The 2373-nt window shown below is 46.0% G+C and carries 4 protein-coding genes and 1 pseudogene; all 5 read right to left on the bottom strand.

Annotation, left to right across the window (positions count from 1 at the left end; genetic code table 11):
- Positions 1-170: 170 nt before the first annotated feature.
- Positions 171-707 (bottom strand): hypothetical protein, encoded by a 537-nt coding sequence (locus AB447_RS27090; protein WP_241494792.1) that lies wholly within the window; start codon positions 705-707, stop codon positions 171-173.
- Positions 704-1090 (bottom strand): DUF7448 domain-containing protein, encoded by a 387-nt coding sequence (locus AB447_RS22825; protein ID WP_048356543.1) that lies wholly within the window; start codon positions 1088-1090, stop codon positions 704-706. The genes AB447_RS27090 and AB447_RS22825 overlap by 4 nt, the downstream gene beginning before the upstream one ends.
- Before the next feature lie 39 nt (positions 1091-1129).
- Positions 1130-1507: a hypothetical protein gene (locus tag AB447_RS22820; RefSeq protein ID WP_241494791.1), complete on the bottom strand. Its 378-nt coding sequence runs from the start codon at positions 1505-1507 to the stop codon at positions 1130-1132.
- Positions 1449-1967, bottom strand: a complete 519-nt coding sequence (locus AB447_RS22815; RefSeq protein WP_053071178.1) for a DUF7296 family protein — start codon at positions 1965-1967, stop codon at positions 1449-1451. The genes AB447_RS22820 and AB447_RS22815 overlap by 59 nt, the downstream gene beginning before the upstream one ends.
- Before the next feature lie 211 nt (positions 1968-2178).
- Positions 2179-2373 (bottom strand): annotated as a pseudogene (locus AB447_RS22810) (helix-turn-helix domain-containing protein); the annotation flags it as partial.

Here is a 2373-nt window from a genome sequence, read left to right as displayed (position 1 = left end):
TATAGAGGCTATTTAGCGGTGCATACTCATTAAACCACCTATTTGCCACGTGATGTTCTAATATATCGTCTTCAGTCCAATCATTACCACCCGACATTAGAAACTGGATAGCCTCCGCCTGCTCCTTCGTAATTACCGGCTTTTTAATTTCGCTCATCTATTCGTCCTCCTTATACTGAGAATGCCTCGTATATCTCCCGGATCTCTTTTGATAATTCCGTATAGTCCGTCTTACTTTCGTCCAAAGCTGGCAAGCAATCCGCAAGCATTTTAATAAGTTTAACGTTATATTCGTCGCACTCTTCGTATAGATATTTGTGGAATTCATCGGAAGCCTTCATCCTCTCGACCGTTTGCTTTACGAGGTCTCTTACGCCCTCCGGATAAGCTACCGCATATTCGAGTGTGCCTTCCTCGAATCCGTAATCTTTCGGCAGCATATCGCGAATAGCCGCGAGTTCCCGTGCCCAACGCTCGTTTTCTTCCTTCAACCGCTCGTTTTCCGCAATCAATCCGGCAAGGGCACAACACAGATCTGCGATTTCTTTAGTTTCCGGAAACAGATCGAACGTCGTCAACTCACGCTCCGATCCGTCTTCCTCCTGGATAAACACGCCGCCCTCTCCCGGCGCAACTTCCCGCACCTCAATTCCGATTTCCTTTGCGTACTGGATAATGCGGTCTCTATCGAATTTTGGAACGATCATTTTAACGCCTCCTCATCCAACCGCTCAAAAGATACTGATTCCGAGTAATATCCGTTTGAACTACCGTACCATCTAATTGTTACGTAGCCTTTATTCGTGGCAAATTTATAGAACGTCCACGTATAGCTTTCTTCCCAACCATCTAACGGATCTCTATCTTCGTAAATTTCCTCGGCCATGACTAGCGGGCTTCCGATTAAATCGTCAAGATCTCCGCAAATATCTTCGATAAACACACTTTCGCAACAGTCTTGATCGTGATACATGCAGTATACTTCTCCATCTTCCGTATAAAACCACAACTCTTCGTCCGCACACCGGGTAATTTTGTTTAGCGTTTTCCCCACTAATTCGCTAACCTCTGTATAAACACCGTTTCTCATTTTAACGCCTCCATTTCGTGTATTTTCGCCCTTCCAACGTCAGCCCTTACGATTACCCTCGACTGTCAACAAAGCCGCTAATTCCCCGCGAAATTCCCGTATAATTCGTGCGAGCTCTTCCAGCGTCTTGGCGTCTGATAATTTAATCCGCCGATCCATGACGAACATGATTGCGCGGTCAGCCGATGAGAAGTACGCGATCTCTCGCCAACGTGCGATTGGTGACGGATCAAGATCGGGATTGTCGGCGAACCGCTTCGGCCAGTTCGGCGCTTTCGTTGGATCGGTGAAATAGCGTTCATTTACGATGATATTGCGTTCGTCTGACGAGAGTTTGTAATCGGGGGAAATCGGGATTTCAATCGGCATGGATTTCGTCAGCTCCTTCGTTAGCTTTTCGTTTGTTAATCTCGGCAATTGTTCCGTCCTTATAGAAAATTCGTGCGTCTGGCGTCGTCCATCCGTATTCGTCCGCTAGGAACTGAGCGTACTGTTCGATACTTTCGAATGCAATTTTTCCGGAGTAGTTTCGGAATATATAATCGGACCATACTGGTGCAGTGTGAATCGGATAATTACCGTATCGCGCCTTCCATTCCTCCTCTTTTTCAGGCGAAGCTATATTCGAGTAAACCCCTGCTTCCCATCCTTTTTTGTTAATACGATCTAAATCGACTGGGTCTGCGATTCCCCAACGATCTCCACAACAGTCGCAGTCAATACCTTCGCTTACTCCGTTCCAGTAGACGCCAAGGCCTTCTGCAATTGTGTCCGCTTCTTCGTAAGAATTCGCCTCAATGAAGATCCGGTGACAAAGTTTATCATTCGTAATGAAAGACCCACCGCTATTGTTCTGTGTATATTCGTAAAAAGCCATACTATCGTACTCCCTTCGTTATTATTAAAACCTAGCAATTCGTTCGCATACGCTCACTCTTGCAGATGTTATTAATCGCGATACATCTTTAATAAGACTATCCGCGCGAATGTATATGAGCGCTATTATTTATCTAGTTATTAATGGCTCTAGTTAAAAGATGGTTCTTGTTAGTGTGCTGTCTAGCCATATATGGCTCAGCCGTGTGCGGTTACTCGTCACAAGGCTCCGGCAATTCTTCCGTATTCCCGTCAAATATCGCAAGCTGGCTGATCGGCATGATCGTGTATCGCGTGTTTTCCCATCGCTGAGTTTTCGGATCTCTCGTCTTCTGCTTAACGACTAACGGACGTCCTTGCCAACGATAATCACACAGCGCCTTGATGCGTTTGTTTGCGGCCTCTCT

This window comes from Bacillus glycinifermentans (assembly GCF_001042475.2).
GTDB classification, from domain to species: Bacteria; Bacillota; Bacilli; order Bacillales; family Bacillaceae; genus Bacillus; species Bacillus glycinifermentans.
The sequence above is the reverse complement of the archived record's forward strand: the minus strand, read 5'-3'. Positions and strand labels throughout refer to the sequence as shown.